Below are 18,539 nucleotides of genomic sequence, written 5' to 3' on the forward strand. Positions count from 1 at the left end.
ACTTGCTACTATTTATATGCTGAAAGAGTATAAGCTGTTGTAAATGCACCATTTTCTTGTCCTGTGTGGTAGAAAATTCCTCTCCATAGCTCATCTTCTGTCCAAGTAACTGTTGGCATATCAGGTTGCATTAAATATCCTAATCCTGCAAAAGTTTCAAGTCTATGTCCTGATGGATCAAAGAAATAAATTGTTTCACCTCTAGTAATACCATGTCTTTGAGGAGTAACATCTATTTTAACATTATGCATTCCCATAACATCTGCTGCTCTTAATATATCATTCCATCCATCTAGGAAAAATGCAAAGTGATGCATACCAGTTTCAGGACCTGCAACAAATGCTAAATCATGAGGTGTTGAAGTTCTAGCTAACCAAGTAGCAGCTTGAAGTGAACCATTTGGTCCAACACATACTTGTTCTGCTAGATTAAACTCTAAAACTTCTTGGAAGAATTTAGTTGCAGCCATAACTTTTTCTGGACCTTGACACATTAATAAAACATGGTCAATCCAGTGAACTTTTATACCTCTTCCTTCAAATGGCCAAGGTCTTGGATTTGTTGAACCTACATCTTTTCCAACAAAAGTTTTTTTAGCATAAAGATTAAATTCATGTCCACTAGGAGCATCAAATTTAAGAACTCTTCCACACTCAGGAACAGATCCTTCAGGTAAAATTTCTGTAGAAATTCCATAGGCTTCTATTTTTGCTTTTAAATCATCAATATCACTATCTTTTTCAACTTTATAAGCAACTCTGTTAAATGTAGCTTCATCACTAGGTCTTAAGATTAAACTATATTTATCCCACTCATCCCAACATTTAAGATAAAGTGTTCCATCAGAATCTTCTTTTGTAACTTCCATTCCCATAATATTTACATAAAAATTTCTTGATATATTAATGTCTAAAACATTTAAATCAAGATGTCCAATTCTCATAACTCCGCTCATTTTATCTCCTTAGTTTATTTAAGATCCAAATCTATATTGTTGTTTAGATTCATTTTTTTCTCTAGCTATAAATTCAATTTTCATATCAGCTTTTGGGAAAACCTTACAAGCTAAAAGAATATTGTTATTCTCTTCCTCTTGTGATACATGTTTTCTGTTCATTTTATCTTTGTGAAATTCGCCATCATGGACTTTGATTTTACATACGCCACAAGCTCCATTATGACAACCCTTTGGAACTAAGTCCGTATATACATACAAACTATCCATTAAATTTTTATCTTCAAGGCATTTTTGACTTCTGTCTTTGTCTTTAACAAGTACATCATATTTCAAAATTCTATCCTTAGTTATAAATTTAAAAAGTTTTTTAAGCTTTTTAACTATGTGAACTTTACTTTAAATAATTCGCATAAAATTCGCTTTTTCTTTTTTATAAAGATTTTATATTTTTAAATAACTCAACTTTCGCACATAAAACCTAATTGTTTTTTAGTGTAAACTCTGAGCATATGAATGATTTGTTCTAAATCTTTATTTCTCTTGACAATTTCTTGAGATTCTATTATTTGTTCTAGGATTTTTACAAATAATTCCATAGATATTGCTAGAGTTTCAAGCTGGCATTCTAAATCTCTAAAAAGATTACCTAATGTTTGGGGTTCATTATTTATGCGATTTATATAACTTGTGAGATTATAAGCTAAAAATGATAGAGTTATTCTAGCAATAATTGCTTCATAGATTCTATTTTCTTCTTTTCCAAATTGAAAATACTCTCTTAAATCTTTATATCCTTGTTCTATGTTCCATCTTTTTTTATAAGTATTGATAATTTCAATATCAGATAAATTTGTATTTGTTGATATTATTGGAATAAGATTATCTTTGGTTTTAATAAATACAATTTTTATTCTTCCAAGTGTTTTATGTGTAGTTGTAGTTGAAACATAAGTGTATTTAATAGAGTTATAGTTACTAAGTTTAGATGTTTTTTGATTATTTACTTGATTATAAATAGACTCAAGTGTTTTAAATTTACCTGTAAATTGCCAAATTCTATTTGATTTTGATAATCTTGCAATTACATCAATACCATTTTCTTTTACTTCATTTATAAAATTTGGTTTAGCATACCAACTATCAACTAGTAAATAATCTACATATATTCCAGATTTTAAAACTCTTTGAATCATATGTAGAGCTAAAATATTTTTACCATCATTACCTTCAACTCTTCTTTTATAAGCATTACTTTTATGATGAAAATAGTTTTCATTAACATTTACAATTTGATTTTTGTTGTAGTTAATAGAAAAATCTAACATCATATCAGTATAACAATCACTATAATTAAGTGATACAATATTCAAACCTTTTACTACTCTTTTTTCTTTATTACTCCAAAGATTTTTACAACTACCTTCTATAAATTTACCTCTTTTAATTTCAACAGTATCATCTATAATCAATACTTTTGTATCAGTTGTTTTTTGAAGTTTATGTAATTTACAAATTAGTTTTACAGATGTCAGTAATAGTAATTTTCTCCAGTTATATCGATTATCTTTTAAAAGTCTGTAATATACATCTTTTTTCTTGTGCTTGCACTCTCTTTGAGATAACTATCATTACTATATTTCATAAAACTAGAAATTTTTCTATTTATTACAAACATATACAAAAAATGTAAAATAACTAGATATGGAGATTTACCAATATCTCTTTTTATAAAATTACTCTGTTTTAAAATAGAACTAAAATTTATATCTATTAAAACTAATAATATTGGATTCTTTAACACACTATTCATAGCAGTTTGGATAAAATTGTCAAGTCCCATAGATTTACCTTTAATATAGTTGATTGTGGTAATGAAATTATATCCAAAAGTGTCTATTTATGGGATTTAGCAAAGCTTTTATATATAAGAAATTGATGATTTTTTATGTGCGAAAGTTGAGTTAAATAATATATAAATAAAGTAATTAAGATTTAAATTGTAGGATTAAATAAATATTTTATATTTGATTTAATCCTAATAAATTATTAGAATGTAAATAAATAGCTGGTTGGACTTTATTTCTCTAAATTTTATATTTTGTTATTTTTTTAAATACTAACTTTGAGTATATTAATCTTAAATGAATCCTTTGTTTAAGATTTTGTTATAAACTTTGCAATTTTGTAACCTTGATTAAAGGCTAATGAAATGCTTCCGCCATTTTTAAACACTATATCACCTGTTACAAATAATCCTTTTATAACGGTTTCATTATTTTCATTATAGATTGGTTGAGAAAATTCATCAATAGTTATACCGCAGTTCATAATAAAATCAATTGGAGTCGTTCCTCCCAATGCAAATATCATTCTTTCATAAATATCGCTACTATCGTCAGAATACAATATTTTTATAAGACCATTTTCATCTATAATTTCTTTTATATCTACACCTAATTTGTATTTTAATGTTCCATTTTCAAAATAATCTTGAAGTTTTTTTTGATTTAAGGGATTTGGTCTTGTAAATTTTTCTTTTCTATATGTAATTGTTACATCATTATTTTTACTCAGAGAACATGCATATTCTGAAGCACTATCTCCCCCTCCAACTACTAAAATTTTTTCTCCAGTTGAAGCTGATGATAAATCAAAATTAATCCTTTTTGCCAACTTTCTAGGTAACTTATAATCTGGTTTTTGTGGTTTTGCCATTCTTCCAATTGCAATTACCACATTTTTTGAATAATATTTACCTGATGTTGCTTGAATAGTAAATAATTCATCCCTTTTTTCAACCAAATATGCTTCACTATTAAAAACTGTTTTAATAATTTCTGATTTACTCAAAATTGAATCAAAAATATCTATCTTTTTCTCTTTTATATATTGGAAATCAATATTTCCGAGAAGTTCAACAACATGCCCTCCCCAGTCTCGATCAATTGGTTTACCTTCTTCATAAAAGTTCTTTATAGTTGAAGAATGTGAAGTTGTTTTTTCCAAAATAAGTATTTTTTTAAGACCTAAAATTTCAGCCTCATATGCAGTTGCAATTCCTGCAGGACCAGCACCTAGTATTACTATATCATATATCTCATCAATCATATTCTGTCCTTTTTAGGGTTTTATTAATATTTTCATAACATTATCTTCTTTATTATTAAATAATTTAAATGCTTGATCAATATCATCTAAGTTAAACTCATGAGAAAAATACTCATCAGGATTAACAATTCCATCTTGAATATATTTAAGTGCAAGTTTCATATATGGTTGAACGTTTGCAAAACCATTCATATGTAAACTAATATCTCTTAAAAATACATCATTCAAAATTAAATTAAATTCTTGATCTGTAAACACTCCAAGAGCAGATATTGTTCCACCTGCTCTTATTAAATCAAATGCCATTTGTAAAGTTTCTTTATGTCCAACCATTTCAATTATTTTATCAAAACCTCTAATTCCTGAAATTTTCAATGCATCCTCTTTAAAATTATCAGAATTTGGATCTATAGTATTTACACCTTTTTTAAGTGCAAATTCTCTCCTATATTTAATTGGTTCAACGACAAGTATATTTTTTGCTGCAGTTTTAGTAAGTGCTATATCTAATGACATTAACCCAGTAGGTCCAGCACCAATTATTGCAACTTTTTCCCCAACTTTAATATTTGCTAATTCATTTGCGATAATTGCGCTTGGCATATTACATGATAATGTTAATGCCGCAACATCAGATATTTCTTCTGGAATAATTATTGAATGAGCTTCTGCATGAGAAATAATCATTTCTTCAGTATGTGTACCATTTAAATTACCAAAAGGAATTCCAAATCCATAAACAGATTTGTTTGTTGTTTCACAATGAGCTGTCTGTCCACATTCACACATATAGCAATGACCACAAGAACATGAATATGCCATCGAGATTCTATCACCTACTTTAAATTTTGATACGTTAGTACCAATTTCTAAAACCTCTCCACAAAGTTCATGACCAGTTTGAGAAACTCCTCTTTCCATAATTAAGTCCAATGAACCTCTATATAAATGGAGATCTGAACCACAAATAGAAGTAGCTAAAACTTTTACTTTGATATCAAATTTATTAGAAATTATTGGCGTTTCTTTTTCTCCACATCTTATATCTTTTGGTCCATAATATATTGCTGTTTTCATAGTTAACCTTTATATGGATTAATTTATCAAATCTTCTAATGAAAACTAATTTAGAAGATATTGAGAAGACGACATAAATATCATCTTCTCAAATAATTTTGTTGAAATTATACAGATAGATCAAGTGTCTTTAAAAAGTCTTTTAAAGAATTTTTAGCGTCTTGAGCAGCATCTTGCACATCTGGAATTTCATTGCAATAAGCTTCAATTGCTTTATACGTTAAAGGTAGCCATTTTGCTACAATTGATTGAATATATTCTTTATTTCCCTCAACTTCTAGAGCCATTTTAACTAATGCAGTTGCCCATTTTCTATGTCTCAAACTATCGTTAAATTGGGATTGACTAAGTAGTCCTAATAAAGTATCATTATTATCTTTCGCATAATTTCCAAATTGAACTTGAATTGATTCTTCAATCGCTGGTTTTGCAAGTAAATTTAAAACAATAAATGTTTCTGCCCAATCCCAGGCAACTAGAGCATTTTCCATTAATTCTCTAATACCTTGCCATGCAATATCATTTTCCCAAATTTCTCTTTCATTTTCAGCAAAACCTATACTTTTAAATGTATTAGAAAGTTCTTTTGTTCTGTATGCAGTATGCGTTAAAGCTCTTAATTCATCTGCCGTTTGATATGTTGCACAATTTGTAATAGTACTTGAAGGTGCCATTTGTTGTAAATATGCTGAGCCTAACTGTAAAGTATGATATACATATCTCGCAGGTGTATATAATCTAGCTAAAACTTTTGCATAACTTTCTTGAAGCATTTCATCATGACCTCTTTCATTCATTTGATCAAAAAGACCTTTAATATATATCTCTTGACCATCTTGTAAAATATTATAGGTTCTATACACTAATTTATCAGGATCATTAAATGCATCCCAATCACTATGTTTTAATGGACTATTATTTCTATTTTTTATATACCATTTGCTCATTTCAACATCTGGAAAATGGAATGGTTGTGCTTGATTATTCATATGAAAATGTAAATTTTTTGAAACTATTTCATATTCACTAGGTTTTTTTCTTCCACCAGAAAGATGCGACCACGTTTTTAGTGGATGCGCAAAATTTTGTGTTTTAACTTTTTCACTCATAATATTTCCTTTTTATTGTTGTTTATCAAAGTAAAATCTTACCGAATCAGTTGTTGATTGAATTTGACCAGCAAAAGATGCCATATTTATTTCAAGTTCTCTCATTTCAAAATGTTTACCTAAACACTCTTCTATCGTATCTCTTCTGATTATCATTTCTTGTTCACAAGAAATTCTAAGATAAGCAGTTTGATCAGAAACTTTAATATCTTTATCTGGATTATCTATTTCAGCTGCTTCAGCTACAGCTAATGCAACATCACCAGCTCTCATGATTGGTCCTACATTATTATTATTAACTATATCTTTATTATATGACATATTATTACCTTCCTAATTTTATTAACTATGTGATTTTTCAGGAGTAATTCCCTCTGTATCAACATAAATATCATCACCCTCTACTTTAGATGGATAAACAGCAAGTTTACAATCAGTAGGATTCAAACCTTTTCCTGTACAAGAATCAAACTCCCACAAATGAGCTGTACATACTAGTACCCCATTCTCATTTAATATACCTTTTTGACCTAATGTTATTTCTTGATGAGGGCACATATTTTGAAAAATAACTATCTTGTCATCTTCATGTGCTACAACTAAAACTTCTGTACCATCTTTAGTTGTAAATGCCTTCATTTCACCTTCCCAAACGTCATCTAATGTACATATTTTTTCAAAAGCCATTTTAAACTCTCCCTTCAGTCATTGCTATAGAAAACTTCTATAGTTTCTGTTGGTAAAAGATTTGCATCTTGTACCTTCATATTTCTTGGAAACACTTCACCATTGCTATGTCTTTTTACTCTCATAACTTTACCTTCAACAGGAAGTACTCTTCTATTTACAGAATGATAAGCACATTTTTGTGCTACTTCATCCATATTATCCTCAGTATCAACTGGTACTAACTGTGCTACAAAATCATCTTCAAATAATGAAGATAGTGGAAATAATGCCATTAATTATCCTTTCTATATTATTTATTTTCTAAAATCTTCTACCCATGCAAAATCATGTGCATCTTTACCAAGTTCACCAGGGCTTAAATCCATCCAAGCTAAAGCTCCAGCTAAATCTGGTGGATTAATATGCCCAGCCAAGAAATGATCAACAGCTGTCATAACACCTTTATATCTCTCAGGATCAGTTTCAAATACCCATTTATCAACAACTGAATTAAAATGATATAACCTACCTTCATGTTCAAGTTGATAATCTACCAATTGTCCTTCTGATCTTTTTGTATGAGGTGGTGTAACTAATGGAATAAAACCTGTATGACAAATAATAGGAAGTGTTTCAGGTGATACTAAATTTTCTCTACCTTCAAGTAAATTATTCGTTATAACATCCCAAGTTTTTCCATATGTATCAGTCCATCCTGGATATTTCTCTTCTAGCCATGCCCTTTCATCTTTTCCAACACCTGCTGCTGGATTCCACCAAGCAGTTGCTCTCCAATACCAAACACCTAAATGCATACTATGATGTCTATCTGAAATATCAGCAATAAATTCATTCCAGTACCATGGTAGGTCTAATCCAATATCGAGTAATTGTCTTTCAAATTGTGCAACAATCCACTCTTCCATAAATTCTTTAAATGATTGCTTTCTATGTGATATAGGAGTATAATAATCCATAATTGGTCCTGTTAAAACAGAAAATAATCTCCATGCTTTCCAAATTGACAAATCAACCATTTTTTGTGCTTCTTCTTTTTTACCATTTTCAACAAGAATTTTTAAAGATGGTCCTCCTTGTTGTGCATGTCTTGACTCATCTGTTTGAATACTTGAAATTAAACTCGCAAAAGTATGATCTCCTGTTTCTGCAGCATCTGCAGCTAGACCTAAAAATTGCATATTTGTAAATCCTGTCTCAAAAGAGAAAGTAAGCATAATAGAAGTTGCAACTGCATCTCTAGTTAACATAATATCATCAAAGAAGTTTCTACCGGCAACCGCAGCCCACTCATTTGTATGATTTGCTTTCCAAGCCCAATCCCATTGTCTACTTCTTTCTGTGTAAGTATGTGGAAAATATAATTGATGTTGACCGTGTCTATTTTCATCAAGCATACCAAAAGTTGCCATGTTTCTATTACCTGGAGCTTTTGCAAATCTAGCCATTCTTGTTTCAGCAATACTAGCAGCATATTCAGCGGTTGCAACTGCTCCATAGTGTAACTGCATTGTAGCTTCCCAACCTGGATCTACATTATCCATAAATTTAGATCTAGATAAAGCAGCTTTTATAGAGTAAATCCCTGCATCTTTTTCTCTTTGTGTTTCAACATACTCTGGAAATGTAACTTTATACGGTTCATCATAATTTTCCCATTTCTCAAGTGAAATTCCTCTAGCTCCACTCATTTCTTCAGGAAAGAGTTCATCCTCTGTAACATATTTGGGTGTCCAATTTGTTGTTCGAGTTAAATCATACCATTCTTCTCTTTTCATTAAAGACATATTCTACTCCTTATTATATTTGTAAACGCATTCTAATAAATAGTTATCGCAATTTAATCGCATTATCTATTGAACTGTTTTATAATAGAATTAGATCTCATAGTTATTTAAATGGATTATCTCCTGTTGAATTTGAAGAAAAGATAGAAAGGTTACACTCAGTAACAGCAGTATAGAAAATGAAATAAATATGTCTTAATTTAAGTTACCACTCCAATCATCTTTAAACTAAGAATTAAAGGAATTAATGAAAATAATTTTTTCATCAAATCAACATTTATTTTATGCACTAACATAACACCAATTGGAGCTGTTAAAAAACTAGCAAATGCTACACAAATAAGTGCAGGAATTGATACAAATCCTAAAGTTAAAGTTTCAATAGAAGTGTGACTCCAACCATTTATGATGTATCCCAAAGTTCCTGAAATTGCTATTGGTAAACCAATTGCTGAAGATGTTGCAATTGCTTTTTTAATATCTATATTTTGATGCAATAAATAAGGAACACTCATAATTCCACCTCCAATAGACACTAAAGATGATAATGCTCCAATAGCACCACCTGAAAGTATATGAGTTTTTGCTGTAAAAATCTTATTCTCAGGTTTTGGTTTTTTACCTACAAACATTATTACAGCAGAATAAAACATAAACAAAGAAAAAATTATAGATAAATAAAATGAATCAAGCTTAGAAGCTATAAAAGTTGCTAAAAATGTGCCTATAAATATTCCAGGAACCATCATCTTTACAACATCCCAAACAATAGCTTTTTTCTTTTGTTGAGCTTTAATACTTGAAATTGAAGTAACAATTATAATTGCCATAGAAGTTCCTAAAGCCAAATGAACAACATTATTTTCATCAATTGTATTATTTAGTAAAAACATAGATGTTAAAACAGGAACTATAACTCCTCCACCACCTATTCCAAAAAGCCCTGAAACAACTCCGACAAAAGAGCCCAAAGCTAAAAAATATAAAATTGTTTGTAAATCTAACATTATAAAACCTTTAAAAAAAGAAGATACAACTTAAAAAAGTTGTATCTTTAAATAGATTTGAAAAGAGGACTTTTAGTATTATTTGAGTGTAAATCTGCTTTTGAAAAGAATTTTTCAGTATGAATATCTTTTTCAAACAATCTTCCTTGCATTAAAACTTTAATACAAGCTTCAGTCATCATTGGAGGTCCGCACAAATAAGCTTTATTTCCCTCGAATTTTCCATCATACATCCTTTTTGCTACATCATTTGTAAAACCTACTTCACCTTTCCATGAAGAATCTTCATTATTTGATAAAACAGGAACATATCTGAAATTTGGATATTTTTTCTCTAAACCCCAAAATAAATCTGCATAATATAGCTCTTCTTGATTTCTTGCTCCGTGAAATAGAGTTATTGGAAGAGTACAACCATTTTCCAATTCATCTAATATCATAGATTTTGGACTAGAAAGACCTGAACCACCAGCAAAGAAAATCATCGGTTTATTAGCTGATTTTTTTACAAAAAATCTTCCAAAAGGACCAGTTATTTTTCTTTTATCTCCAACTTTTACGTTTTTATGTATCCATGGAGTTGCTTCACCATCTGGAATTATTCCTATGTTTAGTTCTATTACTCTTCCTGTGCTTGGCTGATTTGCTAATGAAAATGCTCTTGGTTCAGGAAATACAGGAATATGATAGTTTATATATTGTCCAGCTTGAAAATCTAAATCATCATCAAGTTCAATCCATAATCCCAAAATTCTTGGAGTTAACATCTCTCTTTTTATAACTGTTCCCCAAACATCTTTTACAGGAATATTTCTAGCATCAACATCAACTTCAATATCAGCTTCAATTACTACGTCTTCTTTTGCAGTTGCAGTACAAGCTAGACAATATCCATCTTCTCTTTCACTTTCCATTAAAGCAAAATAAGAAGCATTTCCCAAATCTACTTCACCCTCTAAAACTTCAACCTTACAAGTTCCACAAAGTCCATGATTACAAGCATGAGGAAGATATATACCTTGTCTTAAAGCTGCATCAAGAAGGGTTTGCCCTTCTTGAACTTCTACAACATTGCCTGTTGGTTCAATTTCTAGTCTACAAGCCATTTTATGCTCCTATCTTTCCTGTCAATGTAGGTGTTATAAGTTTAATAAACGATTTGTGTCCTACTCCATTTTCTTTTAGTGATTTACTAAAATCAGGAGTAACAACTTTTCCATCTATTTCCCAAATAACTTCAGTTTTATCAAAATCTAGTAGTTCAAAATCTGGTTCAATTTTATAAATTGCAGGAATAATATCAGATGCAATTGCTCCAAAAGGCATTTCAGGAGGTAATGGAAAACATTTTATAGAACCTTCTAAAAATCTTCCTTGCCAATAAATAAGTACTAACTGATTACCATGAAAATTTTCTACAGCATCTTTTATTATTGTTGGATATTCTCCTATTGTTCTCATTGCCATTGTTTATCCTTTAATATTTTTTAATTTATTCCACATAGCTTCATCTGGTGAACCTACATAATCCATATTATCAACACCATCTTCTACTCTATACCATTTCAGAATTTCTGGTATAGTTGCCCCACCACAATTTCCTTGAAAAATTTGATATACAGGTAGCCAAGATTGAACATATTTTTGAGGTTCTCTTTGAAATATACCTTTACATTCATCTGAACAAAAATGATATTTATCTCCTTCAAATTCAGTTACTGCATGAGAATAAATAGTTTCATTTCCATTTTGTACATCTGTAAACAAAATTGGTAGTTGACAAGTTTGACATAAAGCTGGCAATGTTGCAGAGTAATATCTTTCACCTTTTTGCTCTCTTCTTTTGTACTCTTCAAATACTGGTCTGTAATATTTATCAAATGTATTTGGATATTTTTCACTTAACCAATTCATTTTTTCTTCATCTGGCATCCAAGTATGGAAAGCTTCAGCATTACCATGAACATAAAGTGTTTTCCAAACTTGGTGAGAATAGTGCTCTTTCTCAGCAATTATTTTGTTAAGCATTTTCATTGGTTTTTCAATACCATATCTCTCTAAATCAGAGTATAGTGCCATAGCATTTTGCTCAATATATAAACCTACTGCTTCACTCCAAGATGTTGGAGAATTTGGTAACATATAATCCATCATAGCAGATACTATTGATAATAATCTATATCCTCTCCATAACCATTTATCCATCCACTCTTGAACAATTGGCACATTTGCTGGATCTTGTTCTAACATAAATTTAACAGCCTGAAGTCCAAGTGTCATATGTCTTGATTCATCACTTTGAGCAGAGAATCCAAATGTTACTGTTGCCATATCACCATTATAAGCAGCTCCACTCATAAATGGAACAAATAGTAAACTTGTTAAAACAAATTCGAAAGAGAATCCAACAGCAACCATAAACTCAAATGGACCAGCTGTTGCAACATCATCGCTAAATGATTTTGGAACTGATAAATACCACATTCTACTTGCTAATGTTGTATATTCACTAAAACCATCAAAATATTTGTTATAGTGACTAATTGTATGAACTTGAGTTTGATAATGTCTTAATTCATCAATAGCTTGCATTTGACAAGCAACTGTTGCACCCTCACCTTTAAAGTTTCTAGCAACGTTTGAAAATCCACTTACAACTTTATGTTCAACTGGAGTAACAGCTTGTAAAAATATTTTTAGTGCATTTACATATCTTCCATCAGAAATATTTTTTTGCCCATTATTTTGTGCAAAAGCATCTATAATAGAGTAAAGCTTTTTATCTTTTTCGGCTTGTAACTTCCAATAAGATTCCATAGTCATTCTAAAAGGGTCATCCCAAGCATTCCAATCGTTGATTTTTATTCCTTCATATTTCATAAATGGATAAACATCTTCTTCTTTTTGGTAACTAACATCCCAACCAAGTCTTGTCATATATTCATAACTTTCTTTTTTACCTAATCTTCTTTTTCTTTGATTTGCACTCATAATATTCTCCTTAATTAGTTGTTCCAATAAACTACAAATTGATCATCATCTTCATCAATTTGACCACCAGTTGATATTAAAACCAACTGCAATTCATCTGTTTCCCAATCTCTACCTAGTGCTTCTGATACACTTTGAGCTTTTACAACGATACTTCCTTCTCTTTCAAACTGAATCATCGCTGGTTTATTTGATACAATAATTCCTTCATTATCTTTTTTGATTGCCTCGGCAATTACTCTACCTTCATCTGTTGCTTGAATACATAATAATGCTATACTTTTTGACATCTTATTTCCTTATATTTTTAAACCGATTTTTGACAATCTATTTTTTAGATTGTTTACATTATTTTCTAATATCTCTTTATTATTTGAGTAATTTGTTAAAGGAGTTAATGCCTCAACTGCTTTTTCAATATATTCATTCGCCCAGTTTGACAATATTGTATTATTATCATCAGACTCCTTAGCCATAATATTTAGAATACTATCTAGCCATTTTGTAGTCTCTTCTTGCCAGTTATATATAAACTCTAGCATCATTTGAAGTGTAAAATCATTATATTTACTTGAAATATTTGCTGAAAAATCTTTTACTAAAGAAGGAATTACTAAACCATCTAATACAAGATTTTGTGCAACTAAAATTTGAATAGGATCCCTTATCACTAAAGTCTCTTCTATTAATTTTCTTAATGGTTGCCAATTCTCACAACTCATCCAAGCATCTTTAGCTTCATCTAATACTTTAGTGTCATTATCTGAAATTGTTAATATAGCTTTAGTAATGTGTTGAGCCATTCCTAAACTATCTGTTGCATAAAATAGAGCTGCTGCATTTAAAGCTGTTCCATAACCTCTAGCAACAATATTTAAATTATTTAAATTTGCGGCATATTCATAATGTCTTAATGGAGCTAAGTATTTATAAATTTCCTCTTTCATCTCTGGTGTATATCTGTAAATCAAACCATTATTTTCGATAAAGTCAAAACTTTGTTGATTTGCACTATTCTCTTTTGATCTAGTTGATACATAAGTCATATAATGAAATTTTCTAGGATCTAATAAATCATACCAGTCATTCATTTTGATTTTTGTTCTATTTTTATCATAGATTTCAAACTCTGGTTCGTACATAGGTCTATAGTGAAAATTTTCTGTCTCTTGTGCATCATAGATACCTTCTTCATATCTTGAAGCTGGTCTATCTTCTCCAAATCTTCTTGCGATGTGTCCAAAAGTATGTCTTTTTGGTTCAATTTCAACACTTGCTATATTTAATTCCATAATTTCTCCTTAGTTTAATTTAACCCATATTTCCAATTTTCATTGTCAATTAATAACTCTTTATCTTGATCCTTTGTAAAAAAAGATACTCTGTTGTTTTGACAAAATTCAATAAAAGCTTTGTATGGCAATAGTAATTCTACATTCATTACTGCTTCACCTACTGCAAAATTAAATTCTACAAATCCATTGTTTTTTATTTCTATGATTTGCACAAATTTTCTTTCGCTTGGCATAAGTTCATACATGTAATCTCCTAATTAAATTACTTATCTGATGTTAGATCAATTGAATACTATGTAAATAAAATCGCAAATTATTCGCAGAATAACTATAAAAAATAGGTTTCTGCTAAAATACAAAAAACAAAAGGAGAGAGAATGAGTTCGATGAAAAGACATTACTCAGAAAAATTAATTAAGAAGTATTTTTTAAATAATAAATATATAGCAATAAAATTTTCACTTTTTTATTTAATAATTGCACTAGTTGCAACAATATTTATAAATAAGCTATTTTTTGATCCTGAAAGTGATATTAACAATGGAAACGTTATAAGTTTCAATTTTATCTTTTTGTTTCTATTTTTTACTGTAATTGTTTTATTCTTAATTTTAAACTATCTACAAAATGTAATAACAAAAATTGATAAATCTTATAAAGATTTGAAAAATAAAGAAGAAGAGAGATTAATGCCTTATGAATTTGCATTAAACAACTCTTTTGATCAAATTTTTTGGTTCACAACTGATGCCAAAATAGTCTATTTAAATGATGCTGCTTGTAATATGTTAGGTTATAAAAAAGAAGAGTTATTAGGAAAATATCTTGAAGTAGTAGATCCTAATTTTGATAGACAAAAAGCAATTGATATAATGTACAAGATTAGAAATACTCCAAATTTCATACTTGAGACAACTCAAAAAAAGAAAAATGGAGAGATCTTTTCTGCAGAAGTTTCTGGTCATGGTTTTATTCATAGAGGGCAAGAATACACCTGTACTTTTAGTAAAGATATTTCTCAAAGACAAGAAATAAACAAAAAAATTACAAATATGAATTTAGAGCTTCAAAAATCTTTAGATGAAAAAGAAATATTATTAAAAGAGGTTCATCATAGAGTAAAAAATAATATGGAAATCATATCATCACTTCTTGCTATGCAACTAAGACGTGCGAAAGATGATGAAATTAAATATATATTAAAACAAAGTATGAGCAGAATCAATACAATGGCTTTGGTTCATGAATTTTTATATTTAGGAGAAAATTTAGCTTACATAAACTTACGAGATTATATTATAAGATTAGTTCAAGATATAAAAGAGCTTTACATATCTCAAAATACTGATTTAACAGTAGATTTACACATAGACAAACTGATTTTTTCAACAAATAGATGTATTCAAATTGGTATGATTTTACATGAACTTTGTGTAAATGCCCTTAAATACGCATTTAAAGAAGATAGAGAAAATTTATTATGTATTCATATAAAAGATTTAGAAGAAAATATTCATGTAAAAATAAGAGACAATGGAGATGGTATCAAAGATATAAACTCTTTATATAAAAGTGAGTCTATTGGAATGCAACTAATTCACTCAATAGTTGAAGATCAGTTAGATGGAACTATTGAATTCATAAACAATAATGGTTTAGAGTGTAATATTATATTTTCAAAAAAAGAGGAGAACTACTAATGAAAAATAAAACTAAAATACTTATAGTTGAAGATGAATCTATAATTGCTTTAAATTTAAAAGAGAATTTAATTGATTTGGGATACGAACCATGTGGTATTGCACCAAATAAATTTAAGGCTATGAAAATATTAGAAAATGGTGTTGTCCCTGATTTAATTTTGATGGATATTTATTTAAAAGGACCAACAACAGGAATTGAATTTGCAAAAGAGTTAAAAATAACTAAACCCCAAATACCTGTAATATTTCTAACAGCAAATTCAGAAATTTCTACAATTAAAAAAGCTTCAGAAACTTTTGCTTATGGCTATCTCTTAAAGCCATATAAAAAAGAGAATTTACACGCTGCAATAGAGATAGCTCTACAAAAATCAAATGAAGATAACCAAAGAATAAAAAAATTAGATGCCATAGAAAATGTAAATAAAACCCTTACTCACCAATTAGAACTAAGTAGTGAACAAAAATCTCGTACAGTAAAACTAAAATATGGTTATTTATATGACAAAGAAAAAGAGATTTTATATTATGGAGATGAACCTGTTAAACTTACAACAAAAGAGTTAAAAATCATAAAATATCTATGTGAAAGTCCTGGACATAACGTATCACAAGAACAACTCGAATATGCAATATGGCAAGATGAACCAGCTGGTTATGCAGCCTTTAGATCTGTTTTATTTAGACTTAGAAATAAAATTCATAAAGATTTAATAACTAATCAAAATAACACTGGCTACAAAATCGAACTCTTCTAATCATGTAAACTAACGCGATAAAATTACGATTCTTTTCTTCTAATATAATAAAAATTAGAAGGAAGATTTTATGGATTTAAAAATTGCAGGTAAAATAGCTTTAATAACAGGTTCAACTCAAGGCATAGGATTTGCAACAGCAAAAAAACTTTGTGAAGAAGGTGTTAATGTAATAATAAATGGAAGAAATGAACATAAAGTAGATATTGCTGTTAAAAAATTAAAAGCACTTTATAGTAATGTAAATATAGTTGGAATAACAGCAGATTTAAAAGACAACGATGGCTGTAATGAGCTAATTTCTAAAGTTGGCCATATTGATATTTTGATAAATAATTTAGGTATTTTCGAACCTAAAGAGTTTAAAGATATTACTGAAAATGAGTGGCTTCATATGTTTAATGTAAATGTTATGAGTGGAGTAAGACTAGCTCAACACTATTTAGACAGAATGATTGACCAAAATTGGGGAAGAATAATTTTTATAACTAGCGAATCTGCTATTCAAATACCAAAAGAGATGATTCACTATGGTATGACAAAAACTGCTCAAATCTCTGTTTCAAGAGGAATAGCTGAACTTACTCGTGGAACAAATGTAACTTCAAATGCAATTGTTGTAGGTCCTAGTAAATCTGAAGGTGTTGTACAGTTCATGGAAGATTTTGCAAAACAAAATAATCAAAGTTTTAAAGAGGTGGAAAAAGAGTTTTTTAAAAATATACGCCCTACTTCATTAATTCAAAGATTTGCTGAAGTTGAAGAGGATGCTAATATGATTGTATATACAGCAAGTAGTTTATCAAGCGCAACAAATGGAGCAATATTAAGGGTCGATGGTGGAGTCGTTCAATCTGCATTTTAGATGTCTGTTCATCTTACTAATAATTTACATGATATCAATTTTATACATTATTAAATAAAGGAGTAAAAACTAATGAAAAACTATAAAATATCAATAATAAAAGGTGATGGGATAGGACCAGAGATAGTTGATGAGACTATAAAAGTTCTAAATGCAGTTGCTAAAAAATGTGATTTTACTCTTAGTTATAAAGAGTACCTAATGGGTGGTATTGCTATTGATACAACAGGTGTTCCACTTCCAGATGAAACTGTTGATGGTGTTTTAAATTCTGATGCTTGTTTGTTTGGTGCTATTGGTGGTGCTAAATGGGATTCTTTACCAAGAGATTTAAGACCTGAAACAGGACTTTTAAAATTTAGAGAAAAAATGGGTGTTTATGCTAATTTAAGACCTGCAATTGTTTATGATGAACTTGTAAATGCATCTACACTAAAACCTGAAGTTATTTCTGGTTGTGATATTATGGTTGTAAGAGAACTTATTGGTGGTATATACTTTGGACAACCAAGAGAGAATGATGGATTTAAAGCATTTAATACAATGGTTTATACAAAACCAGAAATAATTAGAATTGGTAAAACAGCATTTGAACTTGCAAAAAAAAGAGATAAAAGAGTTTGCTCTGTTGATAAAGCTAATGTTCTTGAAGTATCTCAACTTTGGAGAGATACTATGAATGAATTAAGTAAAGATTATCCAGATGTTGAATTAACTCATATGTATGTAGATAACGCAGCAATGCAACTTGTAAGAAATCCAAAACAATTTGATGTAATTGTAACTGGAAATATATTTGGAGATATTTTGTCTGATACAGCTTCAATGGTGGTTGGTTCAATTGGATTACTTCCTTCAGCTTCAACAGGTGATAAAACTGCAATTTATGAACCAATACATGGATCAGCACCAGATATTGCAGGACTAGGAATTACAAATCCAATTGCAACTATTTTAAGTGCTGCTATGATGTTAAAATATACACTAAATGAAGAGAAAGCATCAGATTTAATAGAACAAGCAATAAAAGATGCATTAAAAGATGGATATAGAACAAAAGATTTAGCAGCATTTGATGCAAAAGAAGTATTAAATTGTGTTGCTATGGGTGATAAAATAGTTGAGTATATCAATAAATATAAATTCTAAATTTTTGAATAAATCTAAAATTAAAACTTATTAATAATCATAAA

21 protein-coding genes and 2 pseudogenes are annotated in these 18,539 nt (G+C 29.3%); 5 read left to right on the plus strand and 18 right to left on the minus strand.

Features of this window, described 5'->3' with window-relative positions; translation table 11 throughout:
• Nucleotides 1–8 precede the first annotated feature (8 nt).
• The 11 genes and pseudogenes from ACBT_RS01340 to ACBT_RS01390 form a co-directional block, all read right to left on the minus strand.
• On the minus strand, nucleotides 9–956 hold the full coding sequence (locus ACBT_RS01340; protein ID WP_024774217.1) for a catechol 2,3-dioxygenase: 948 nt from the start codon (nucleotides 954–956) through the stop codon (nucleotides 9–11).
• 18 nt (nucleotides 957–974) lie between these two features.
• On the minus strand, nucleotides 975–1,292 hold the full coding sequence (locus ACBT_RS01345; RefSeq protein ID WP_024774218.1) for a 2Fe-2S iron-sulfur cluster binding domain-containing protein: 318 nt from the start codon (nucleotides 1,290–1,292) through the stop codon (nucleotides 975–977).
• 125 nt (nucleotides 1,293–1,417) lie between these two features.
• Nucleotides 1,418–2,509: pseudogene (locus tag ACBT_RS01350) on the minus strand (transposase); the annotation flags it as partial.
• Nucleotides 2,510–2,526: 17 nt separating this feature from the next.
• Complete coding sequence (locus ACBT_RS01355; RefSeq protein WP_024774220.1) at nucleotides 2,527–2,799, minus strand: hypothetical protein; 273 nt, start codon at nucleotides 2,797–2,799, stop codon at nucleotides 2,527–2,529.
• 314 nt (nucleotides 2,800–3,113) lie between these two features.
• Complete coding sequence (locus ACBT_RS01360; protein WP_034218380.1) at nucleotides 3,114–4,067, minus strand: NAD(P)-binding domain-containing protein; 954 nt, start codon at nucleotides 4,065–4,067, stop codon at nucleotides 3,114–3,116.
• 12 nt (nucleotides 4,068–4,079) lie between these two features.
• Nucleotides 4,080–5,144, minus strand: a complete 1,065-nt coding sequence (locus tag ACBT_RS01365; RefSeq protein WP_024774222.1) for an alcohol dehydrogenase catalytic domain-containing protein — start codon at nucleotides 5,142–5,144, stop codon at nucleotides 4,080–4,082.
• A gap of 107 nt (nucleotides 5,145–5,251) precedes the next feature.
• Nucleotides 5,252–6,253, minus strand: a complete 1,002-nt coding sequence (locus ACBT_RS01370) for an aromatic/alkene monooxygenase hydroxylase subunit beta (protein ID WP_024774223.1) — start codon at nucleotides 6,251–6,253, stop codon at nucleotides 5,252–5,254.
• A 12-nt stretch (nucleotides 6,254–6,265) separates the two neighbouring features.
• A complete protein-coding gene (locus tag ACBT_RS01375) occupies nucleotides 6,266–6,574 on the minus strand; it encodes an MmoB/DmpM family protein (RefSeq protein WP_024774224.1) in 309 nt (102 codons plus the stop codon).
• Nucleotides 6,575–6,595: 21 nt separating this feature from the next.
• On the minus strand, nucleotides 6,596–6,940 hold the full coding sequence (locus tag ACBT_RS01380; RefSeq protein ID WP_024774225.1) for a Rieske 2Fe-2S domain-containing protein: 345 nt from the start codon (nucleotides 6,938–6,940) through the stop codon (nucleotides 6,596–6,598).
• A 14-nt stretch (nucleotides 6,941–6,954) separates the two neighbouring features.
• Nucleotides 6,955–7,215 (minus strand): toluene-4-monooxygenase system B family protein, encoded by a 261-nt coding sequence (locus ACBT_RS01385; RefSeq protein WP_024774226.1) that lies wholly within the window; start codon nucleotides 7,213–7,215, stop codon nucleotides 6,955–6,957.
• Between the two features lie 21 nt (nucleotides 7,216–7,236).
• Nucleotides 7,237–8,727, minus strand: coding sequence for a ferritin family protein (locus ACBT_RS01390; RefSeq protein WP_024774227.1), 1,491 nt, complete (start codon nucleotides 8,725–8,727; stop codon nucleotides 7,237–7,239).
• Between the two features lie 68 nt (nucleotides 8,728–8,795).
• On the opposite strand from ACBT_RS01390, the pseudogene ACBT_RS11865 reads away from it, so the two are divergent.
• A pseudogene (locus ACBT_RS11865) lies at nucleotides 8,796–8,903 on the plus strand (IS3 family transposase); the annotation flags it as partial.
• Nucleotides 8,904–8,927: 24 nt separating this feature from the next.
• Here the strand turns inward: ACBT_RS11865 and ACBT_RS01395 are convergent.
• The 7 genes from ACBT_RS01395 to ACBT_RS01425 are packed head-to-tail and all read right to left on the minus strand — an operon-like array spanning nucleotide 8,928 to nucleotide 14,265.
• Entirely contained in the window at nucleotides 8,928–9,734 is an 807-nt protein-coding gene (locus tag ACBT_RS01395; protein WP_024774228.1) for a sulfite exporter TauE/SafE family protein, read from the minus strand.
• 47 nt (nucleotides 9,735–9,781) lie between these two features.
• The gene (locus ACBT_RS01400; protein WP_024774229.1) at nucleotides 9,782–10,840 is read right to left on the minus strand and encodes an NADH:ubiquinone reductase (Na(+)-transporting) subunit F; all 1,059 of its coding nucleotides are present in this window, start codon (nucleotides 10,838–10,840) and stop codon (nucleotides 9,782–9,784) included.
• A 1-nt stretch (nucleotide 10,841) separates the two neighbouring features.
• Entirely contained in the window at nucleotides 10,842–11,201 is a 360-nt protein-coding gene (locus ACBT_RS01405) for a phenol hydroxylase subunit P4 (protein WP_024774230.1), read from the minus strand.
• A 3-nt stretch (nucleotides 11,202–11,204) separates the two neighbouring features.
• Entirely contained in the window at nucleotides 11,205–12,725 is a 1,521-nt protein-coding gene (locus tag ACBT_RS01410; RefSeq protein ID WP_024774231.1) for a YHS domain-containing protein, read from the minus strand.
• A 14-nt stretch (nucleotides 12,726–12,739) separates the two neighbouring features.
• Nucleotides 12,740–13,015 (minus strand): MmoB/DmpM family protein, encoded by a 276-nt coding sequence (locus ACBT_RS01415; RefSeq protein ID WP_024774232.1) that lies wholly within the window; start codon nucleotides 13,013–13,015, stop codon nucleotides 12,740–12,742.
• Between the two features lie 9 nt (nucleotides 13,016–13,024).
• Entirely contained in the window at nucleotides 13,025–14,017 is a 993-nt protein-coding gene (locus tag ACBT_RS01420; protein ID WP_024774233.1) for a ferritin family protein, read from the minus strand.
• Between the two features lie 14 nt (nucleotides 14,018–14,031).
• Nucleotides 14,032–14,265, minus strand: a complete 234-nt coding sequence (locus tag ACBT_RS01425; RefSeq protein ID WP_024774234.1) for a phenol hydroxylase subunit — start codon at nucleotides 14,263–14,265, stop codon at nucleotides 14,032–14,034.
• Nucleotides 14,266–14,397: 132 nt separating this feature from the next.
• Here ACBT_RS01425 and ACBT_RS01430 point away from each other — a divergent pair, with 132 nt between their 5' ends.
• The 4 genes from ACBT_RS01430 (at nucleotide 14,398) to leuB (ending at nucleotide 18,495) form a co-directional block, all read left to right on the plus strand.
• Nucleotides 14,398–15,720, plus strand: coding sequence for a sensor histidine kinase (locus ACBT_RS01430; protein ID WP_024774235.1), 1,323 nt, complete (start codon nucleotides 14,398–14,400; stop codon nucleotides 15,718–15,720).
• Nucleotides 15,720–16,481 carry a response regulator transcription factor gene (locus ACBT_RS01435; RefSeq protein WP_024774236.1) on the plus strand — a complete coding sequence of 254 codons (762 nt, stop codon included), beginning with the start codon at nucleotides 15,720–15,722 and terminating at the stop codon, nucleotides 16,479–16,481. The genes ACBT_RS01430 and ACBT_RS01435 overlap by 1 nt, the downstream gene beginning before the upstream one ends.
• 70 nt (nucleotides 16,482–16,551) lie before the next feature.
• Nucleotides 16,552–17,346 (plus strand): SDR family NAD(P)-dependent oxidoreductase, encoded by a 795-nt coding sequence (locus ACBT_RS01440; protein WP_024774237.1) that lies wholly within the window; start codon nucleotides 16,552–16,554, stop codon nucleotides 17,344–17,346.
• A 72-nt stretch (nucleotides 17,347–17,418) separates the two neighbouring features.
• Nucleotides 17,419–18,495, plus strand: a complete 1,077-nt coding sequence (gene leuB, locus ACBT_RS01445; RefSeq protein ID WP_024774238.1) for a 3-isopropylmalate dehydrogenase — start codon at nucleotides 17,419–17,421, stop codon at nucleotides 18,493–18,495.
• The last annotated feature ends 44 nt before the right edge of the window (nucleotides 18,496–18,539 follow it).

The organism is Aliarcobacter cibarius (assembly GCF_013372265.1).
Classification (GTDB): domain Bacteria; phylum Campylobacterota; class Campylobacteria; order Campylobacterales; family Arcobacteraceae; genus Aliarcobacter; species Aliarcobacter cibarius.

Excerpts from the sequence above, each read along its gene's own strand:
- ACBT_RS01355 (WP_024774220.1), bottom strand. The coding sequence starts at position 2,799 with ATGGGACTTGACAATTTTATCCAAACTGCTATGAATAGTGTGTTAAAG.
- ACBT_RS01400 (WP_024774229.1), bottom strand. The coding sequence starts at position 10,840 with ATGGCTTGTAGACTAGAAATTGAACCAACAGGCAATGTTGTAGAAGTT.
- ACBT_RS01370 (WP_024774223.1), bottom strand. The coding sequence starts at position 6,253 with ATGAGTGAAAAAGTTAAAACACAAAATTTTGCGCATCCACTAAAAACG.
- ACBT_RS01340 (WP_024774217.1), bottom strand. The coding sequence starts at position 956 with ATGAGCGGAGTTATGAGAATTGGACATCTTGATTTAAATGTTTTAGAC.
- ACBT_RS01380 (WP_024774225.1), bottom strand. The coding sequence starts at position 6,940 with ATGGCTTTTGAAAAAATATGTACATTAGATGACGTTTGGGAAGGTGAA.
- ACBT_RS01415 (WP_024774232.1), bottom strand. The coding sequence starts at position 13,015 with ATGTCAAAAAGTATAGCATTATTATGTATTCAAGCAACAGATGAAGGT.
- ACBT_RS01385 (WP_024774226.1), bottom strand. The coding sequence starts at position 7,215 with ATGGCATTATTTCCACTATCTTCATTATTTGAAGATGATTTTGTAGCA.
- ACBT_RS01430 (WP_024774235.1), top strand. The coding sequence starts at position 14,398 with ATGAGTTCGATGAAAAGACATTACTCAGAAAAATTAATTAAGAAGTAT.
- ACBT_RS01425 (WP_024774234.1), bottom strand. The coding sequence starts at position 14,265 with ATGTATGAACTTATGCCAAGCGAAAGAAAATTTGTGCAAATCATAGAA.
- ACBT_RS01435 (WP_024774236.1), top strand. The coding sequence starts at position 15,720 with ATGAAAAATAAAACTAAAATACTTATAGTTGAAGATGAATCTATAATT.
- ACBT_RS01360 (WP_034218380.1), bottom strand. The coding sequence starts at position 4,067 with ATGATTGATGAGATATATGATATAGTAATACTAGGTGCTGGTCCTGCA.
- ACBT_RS01420 (WP_024774233.1), bottom strand. The coding sequence starts at position 14,017 with ATGGAATTAAATATAGCAAGTGTTGAAATTGAACCAAAAAGACATACT.
- leuB (WP_024774238.1), top strand. The coding sequence starts at position 17,419 with ATGAAAAACTATAAAATATCAATAATAAAAGGTGATGGGATAGGACCA.
- ACBT_RS01440 (WP_024774237.1), top strand. The coding sequence starts at position 16,552 with ATGGATTTAAAAATTGCAGGTAAAATAGCTTTAATAACAGGTTCAACT.
- ACBT_RS01365 (WP_024774222.1), bottom strand. The coding sequence starts at position 5,144 with ATGAAAACAGCAATATATTATGGACCAAAAGATATAAGATGTGGAGAA.
- ACBT_RS01395 (WP_024774228.1), bottom strand. The coding sequence starts at position 9,734 with ATGTTAGATTTACAAACAATTTTATATTTTTTAGCTTTGGGCTCTTTT.
- ACBT_RS01405 (WP_024774230.1), bottom strand. The coding sequence starts at position 11,201 with ATGGCAATGAGAACAATAGGAGAATATCCAACAATAATAAAAGATGCT.
- ACBT_RS01375 (WP_024774224.1), bottom strand. The coding sequence starts at position 6,574 with ATGTCATATAATAAAGATATAGTTAATAATAATAATGTAGGACCAATC.
- ACBT_RS01390 (WP_024774227.1), bottom strand. The coding sequence starts at position 8,727 with ATGTCTTTAATGAAAAGAGAAGAATGGTATGATTTAACTCGAACAACA.
- ACBT_RS01410 (WP_024774231.1), bottom strand. The coding sequence starts at position 12,725 with ATGAGTGCAAATCAAAGAAAAAGAAGATTAGGTAAAAAAGAAAGTTAT.